The organism is Paenibacillus sp. AR247 (genome assembly GCF_002968895.1).
GTDB lineage: Bacteria > Bacillota > Bacilli > Paenibacillales > Paenibacillaceae > Paenibacillus_AQ > Paenibacillus_AQ favisporus.
Window position 1 is genome coordinate 2,829 of sequence record NZ_PCZT01000020.1, and the last position, 6,433, is coordinate 9,261.

A 6,433-nucleotide genomic window follows, 5' to 3' on the forward strand; every position below is an offset into this window, starting at 1 on the left:
GGGTGACCGTATCGTGGTTATGCAGGACGGCATTATTCAACAAGCCGCTTCTCCGGAAGAGCTGTACAACAATCCAAACAACCTGTTTGTTGCCGGCTTTATCGGATCGCCTACTATGAACTTTATTAACGGAACACTCAGCGAGTCCAACGGTTCTGTACGCTTCAAATCCCAAGGACTTGACGTAGAAGTTCCAGGCGGTAAAGCGCAAATCCTGAAGAGCAAAGGCTTCATCGGCAAAGAAGTGATCATGGGCGTTCGTCCGGAAGATATTCATGAAGAGCCTGTATTCTTGGAAGCTTCTCCGAATACGATCTTCACGGCCCATGTAGACGTAACAGAAAACCTTGGTCACGAAATGCTCCTCTACCTGAGCGGATTGGGTAACGACACCGTTATCGCCCGTGTAGACGGACGTTCTACGACTCGTGAAGGCAACAGCGCTCGTTTGGCTGTCGACATGAACAAAATTCATATCTTCGACAAAGAGTCTGAGCTGAACGTATTGTTGGCTGACTAATTCCAGGCGGAATGCCTGAAGATGAAGAGCCGCCCTTTCGGGCGGCTCTTTTGTATTTGGAGCGAATAGGCGGCTGACATTGCATTCATAGGAAATATCATTTACGATGGGTACATTAGAAAATTCATGGTTTGACCGGCGGCAGTCGGCTGACAGAAGAGCCAGCTGATAGAAAGGGAGACGTGAAATGGCTAAGAAAGTAAGAGTATCTGAATTGGTCCAGCAATTTCAGCTGGAGGTCATTTCAGGGGAACACGGCCTGAGACGGGCCATCACGACAGACGATTTAAACAGACCGGGTCTGGAAATGGCAGGTTATTTTGAATATCATCCTGAGGAACGGGTGCAGCTGCTGGGACGAACGGAGCTGGCCTTTTTTGCCATGCTTACAGCAGAAGAACGGAAAGAACGGATGGAGCGCCTGTGCAGCAGCGAGGAAACGCCTTGTATTGTTGTCACGAGAGGGCTGGAAGTGCCCGAGGAATTGATCCATTTTAGCCAGGAAAAGAACCTGCCCATCCTGCGGAGCAATATGGCGACGACCATCCTGTCCAGCCGGATTACCGGCTTTCTGGAGAGAAAGCTGGCGCCGACCACTACCATTCATGGCGTATTGTGCGACGTCTATGGGGTAGGCATGCTGATTACCGGCAGCAGCGGCATCGGCAAGAGTGAAACTGCACTGGAATTGGTCAAACGGGGCCACCGGCTGATCGCTGATGATGCGGTGGAAATCCGGCAGACCTCGGACTTTCAGCTGCATGGATCGGCTCCTGAGCTGATTCGCCATCTGTTGGAGATCCGTGGTGTCGGGATCATCAACGTCATGACCCTGTTCGGAGCCGGAGCAATCCGGAACAACAAACGAATTACACTTGTCGTCAAGCTCGAGGCCTGGCAGCAGGATAAACAGTACGACCGGCTCGGACTGGATGAAGAAACGACCAAAATCATCGATACCGACATTCCTCTCGTGACCATTCCGGTACGTCCGGGACGTAACCTTGCGGTCATCATCGAAGTGGCGGCTATGAATTACCGGCTGAAGCAAATGGGTCTGAATGCGGCCCTGCAGTTTACGAATAAGCTCACAGCCACCATTGCAGAAGATATGGACGATATGGACTAGGAGAGTGGATACATGGCTACATTGCTAATTAATCCGATCGCTTTCTCGATTGGATCCCTGTCGGTTCACTGGTACGGTCTGATCCTGGGCTTGGGGGCGCTGGTTGGCCTCCTCCTGGCTATCCGGGAAGGCAGAAGATTCGGCATTATGCCTGAATTTTTCATGGACTTGCTGCTGCTGGGAGTACCGTCGGCTATTATCGGGGCGCGGATCTATTTCGTGGCCTTCATGTGGGACGATTACAAGAACAACCTGCTGGATATTTTTAAAATATGGAACGGCGGGATTGCCATCTACGGAGCGCTGATCGGAGCGATCATTTGCGCCATCATCTATTTCCGTTACAGAGGGTACAACTTCTGGCGCATTGCCGACATTTGTGCACCCAGCCTGCTTACGGGGCAAATGATCGGTCGCTGGGGCAACTATGTGAATCAGGAAGCGTACGGCGGTCCGGTGAATGAGTTTTTCCTGCGGAACAATCTGCATTTGCCTGCTTTTATCGTAAACCAAATGAACGTCGAGGGCGTATACCACCATCCGACCTTCCTGTACGAATCGTTATGGAGCCTGGTGGGCATCATCATTTTGTTTATTCTCCGTCGTCAAAAGTTTTTGCGTGCGGCTGAATTGTTCCTTTCTTATTTTATTTGGTACTCGATCGGGCGGTTCTTTATCGAAGGACTGCGGACGGACAGCCTTGCTTTTAAGGGTCCGGAATGGCTGGCATCGATGGTTAACGGTTTGTGGAAACCGATGGAGTGGATGGGATTCGAGCATGGTGCGCTTGACCCGAATTACGGAAATGTCCGCATTTCCCAACTGCTAGCGATCCTGATTATCGTCGTCGCCATCGTATTGATTATTGTGCGCCGTACAACCGGTCAGGCGAAGGAGCACTATCTGGATCCGATCGTCTCGACGAAAGCGCCGAAAGATACGGTGCCGGAAGCAACCGCGCTGGAGCATGATGCTAAAGTAGAACCCGTTGCTACCCCTGAGCACCGCGAGGAGAACGCCGTAGTGGAGGACAAAAAGGAGTAACGACAGCATGATAGATACCGTACTGTTTGATTTGGACGGAACGATCATTGATACGAATGAATTGATTATCAGCTCGTTTATGCATGTACTGGAGAAGCACGTCCAGCCCCCCCTGACTCGGGAAGTGATCATTCCAAAAATGGGGATGACGCTGGAGCAGCAGCTCCAGTTTTTCTCGGGGAGCGAGGATGTGACCCATTTTCACCAGGCTTACAGAACGTATAACGACGCTCATCACGACGAGATGGTGCAGCCTTTTCCGCATGTGCTGGAGGTAATCAAGGAACTGAGCCGGCGCGGCATTACGATGGGGGTTGTGACCACCAAGAATAAGCCAGGGACGTTCCGCGTGCTGGAGATGTTCGGGCTGGACAAGTATATGAAGGCGATTGTTACGGTGATGGACGTCGAGCATCCCAAACCGCATCCGGAGCCGGTGCTGATGGCCATCAAGCAGCTTGGAGCAGATCCGGAAGCAACGTTGATGGTCGGGGACAGCCCGGTGGATATTCAATCCGCCAAGGCGGCAGGCGCCCGGTCTGCCGGGGTCGCTTGGTCGCTGAAAGGCGAGAAGGTGCTCCGCGAGTATAATCCGGATTACATACTGCATGATATGACCGATTTATATTCCTTGGTGGAACAGGAGTAAGGCGATTGTGAGCAGAAACGTGACTCGTTACCCGGTCGAAGGCCCGAACGCGCTGTGGCAAATCTATAGAACGGTCAGCCCTTGGAAAGGGGTTAAAAATTTCATATGTATACAAGCGGCCCGGTACTGCCCGATTCTTCCGCTAAAGAATTGGATCTACCGTCACCTGCTGGGGATGAAGGTGGGAGAGCATGCCGCCTTTGGCCTGATGGTCATGGTGGATGTGTTCTTTCCGGAGAACATCACGATCGGGGACAATTCGGTGATCGGGTACAACACGACGATTCTCGCCCACGAATATTTGATTAAGGAATACCGGCTGGGACAAGTCCTGATCGGCAGCAATGTGCTGATCGGAGCGAATACGACCATTTTGCCGGGAGTCACGATTGGAGACGGCGCTGTCATTGCCGCCGGGTCCGTCGTGCACAAGAGCGTACCGGCGGGTGCCTTTGTCGGCGGTAACCCGCTGCGCGAGCTGAGACGTTCGGATTCGAAAACGGAGGAGGATGCGCATTCCTCGTCCGTGCCGGCATCGGATGAATAAAGGCAGTGGCCGCACATACGAAAAACATTCAAAAGCTTGGATTTTGAATGTTTTTTTGTATCAAGCCGAGGCAAGTGCACGGAAGTGATACGTATGGCAATTGACGAATCTGCCTTTTCATGTTAATATAGCCATTATTCTTTACTTTGGTAGTATGGTAGCACTTTAACGTGATAAAGAAATATAACTGTTCGAGGTGATGGGACGTGACCAAGCCGAAAGGTTTTGAAAAGCCTTCAGGCGTCCGCGATTATGTGCCTTATGCGGTCTCCAAGCTGCGCCGGATCGAGCGCGACGTGCTTGACTGCATGAGCCGCTGGGGTTACCGGCAAATCATGACGCCGACGATGGAATATTACGATACGGTAGGCGTGGCAAGCTCCACGTCGGACCGCAAGCTGTTTAAATTGTTGAATAACCGGGGCACCACACTGGTGCTTCGTTCGGATATGACGGCTCCGATCGCCCGGGTGGTCTCGTCGCTGCTGAAAGAAGAGCCTCTGCCCATCCGGCTGTCTTACCACGCGAACGTGTTCCGGGCCATTGAGGAAGAAGCCGGACGGGAAGCGGAATTTTTTCAGACCGGCGTCGAGCTCGTCGGTGACGATTCACCCGAAGCGGATGCCGAGGTCGTGGCTCTGGCCATCGAGTCTTTGAAGGCGGCGGGTGTGTCTTCTTTTAAAATCGCCATGGGCCACGTTGGGTTTCTCAACGGGTTGTTTGATGAAATCCTCCCGGGATCAACCGAAGCTCAGCAATCACTGAAAGAGGGCCTACTCAGCCGCGACTTCGTCGGTTTCCGTAAAACAATCAGCGAGCTGGGTGTAACGGATGAACAGCGGGATTGGCTCGAAGGACTTCTTCGTCTGCGCGGAGGCCAGGAAATTTGCGATCAGGCGCTGGAGCTGAGCGGTCATCCGCTCGCAAGAGCATCCATCAGCCATTTGTGTAAAGTATGGGAGGTGCTGGAGGCGTATGGCGTGTCGGAGCACGTGCTTATCGATCTGACGATGATCGGAGACTTTTCCTACTATACAGGAATGACGTTTGAAGGCTACGCCTCCGAGCTTGGCTTCCCGGTCTGCAGCGGCGGACGGTACAACAATCTGCTGAAGCAGTTTGGACGGAACGTTCCGGCGACGGGATTTGCGCTGAAAACGAACCGTATTCTGGATGGCGTCAACGGCGTGCAGGAAGCGGCTGTGTTGCCTGTTCTCGTCCGTTATGACGCAGCACATCGCAAGGAAGGCCTGGCCGAGGCGGCGAAGCTTCGTGCGCAGGGACAATCGGTTGTTACGCTGTTGATCGACGGAGATCATACCGGCCCGGATGCGGCGAAACCAGGGGCGACCAGCCAAGCTTATGGAGAGGTTATCACTTTTGGCGGGAGTTTGGGGTAAAGGGAACCTGGGGCAGGATTAGAAAAACATAAACAGCGAATTGAGATAGATAGATCAACAATTAGAAGCAGGAGGGAGAACGTTGGCAGAAACTTTAAAAGTGGCGATGCCGAAAGGGCGGATCTATAAAAAAGCGTCGGCATTGTTCCGTGAAGCCGGTCTTCCGATCCCGGAAGAGGTCGATGAGTCGCGCAAACTGGTCATTCCGCTGCCGGAGTTGGACATGGAATTCATCCTGGCTAAACCGGTGGATGTGCCGACCTTCGTGGAATACGGCGCCGCGGACATCGGCATCGTCGGCAAGGATGTACTGATGGAAGAAAATCGCGATGTCTACGAGCTGCTGGACTTAGGTATCGCCAGATGCCGGATGTCCGTGATCGGTCTGCCCGACTGGAAGCCGGGCATTCAGCAGCGCGTGGCAACGAAGTACCCGAACGTGGCGTCGCAGTACTTCCGCGAGCAGGGGCAGCAGGTCGAGGTGATCAAGCTGAACGGCTCCATCGAGCTTGCGCCATTGATCGGTCTTTCCGACCGGATCGTCGATATGGTGGAAACCGGTCAGACGCTGCGGGAAAACGGTTTGGTGGAAATGAACAGCATCTTTGAAATAACGAGCCGCCTAGTGGCCAACCGGGTGAGCTACCGGATGAAGAACGGGCAAATCCAGTCGCTCTGCGACCGGCTTCAGAAAGTGATTTCCGCTTCGGAATAGTTCGGGATAAAGCCAGCAGAGTGGATGGCGAAGAGATAGCAGAGGGGGAGAATGGGATGAAAATTGTACCGGTTGAGGATTTTGATCTGCGGCGGGAGGTCGAGTACGGCACGCCGGAGCAAAATGCAGCCGCCAAACGGATCGTGCAGGACGTAAAGCAGGAGGGCGATGCAGCTCTGCTCCGGTACACAGAAGAGCTCGACCGCACGAAGCTGACGGCATCGGGTCTGCGCGTGACTGAAGAGGAGCTGAAGGCGGCCTACACAAAGGTTGAGCCATCGTTCGTCGATGCGATTTCGGCTGCGGCGCGCAATATTCGCGCGTTCCACGAGAGAGAGAAAAGAAACTCCTGGATGGATCTGCAGCCTGACGGCAGCATCTTGGGGCAAATCATCCGTCCGCTGAAGCGGGTCGGCGTCTATGTGCCGG

General features: G+C 53.5%; 8 protein-coding genes. All 8 read left to right on the forward strand.

Features of this window, described 5'->3' with window-relative positions:
- Window positions 1-520, forward strand: a 520-nt coding sequence (locus CPT76_RS40625) for a TOBE domain-containing protein (protein ID WP_258168841.1), incomplete at its 5' end; no start/stop codon positions are given.
- A 187-nt stretch (window positions 521-707) separates the two neighbouring features.
- The gene (gene hprK / locus CPT76_RS27110; protein ID WP_076173197.1) at window positions 708-1,649 is read left to right on the forward strand and encodes an HPr(Ser) kinase/phosphatase; all 942 of its coding nucleotides are present in this window, start codon (window positions 708-710) and stop codon (window positions 1,647-1,649) included.
- Between the two features lie 12 nt (window positions 1,650-1,661).
- Complete coding sequence (lgt, locus tag CPT76_RS27115) at window positions 1,662-2,693, forward strand: prolipoprotein diacylglyceryl transferase (RefSeq protein WP_105445113.1); 1,032 nt, start codon at window positions 1,662-1,664, stop codon at window positions 2,691-2,693.
- Between the two features lie 7 nt (window positions 2,694-2,700).
- Window positions 2,701-3,342, forward strand: coding sequence for a pyrophosphatase PpaX (ppaX, locus tag CPT76_RS27120; RefSeq protein WP_105445114.1), 642 nt, complete (start codon window positions 2,701-2,703; stop codon window positions 3,340-3,342).
- A gap of 7 nt (window positions 3,343-3,349) precedes the next feature.
- Window positions 3,350-3,889 (forward strand): acyltransferase, encoded by a 540-nt coding sequence (locus CPT76_RS27125; RefSeq protein WP_076173194.1) that lies wholly within the window; start codon window positions 3,350-3,352, stop codon window positions 3,887-3,889.
- 206 nt (window positions 3,890-4,095) lie between these two features.
- Window positions 4,096-5,289, forward strand: a complete 1,194-nt coding sequence (locus tag CPT76_RS27130) for an ATP phosphoribosyltransferase regulatory subunit (RefSeq protein WP_105445115.1) — start codon at window positions 4,096-4,098, stop codon at window positions 5,287-5,289.
- 82 nt (window positions 5,290-5,371) lie between these two features.
- Entirely contained in the window at window positions 5,372-6,004 is a 633-nt protein-coding gene (gene hisG / locus CPT76_RS27135) for an ATP phosphoribosyltransferase (RefSeq protein WP_076173192.1), read from the forward strand.
- A gap of 56 nt (window positions 6,005-6,060) precedes the next feature.
- Window positions 6,061-6,433: histidinol dehydrogenase (locus tag CPT76_RS27140; RefSeq protein WP_146116448.1), on the forward strand; the 373-nt coding region annotated here is incomplete at its 3' end.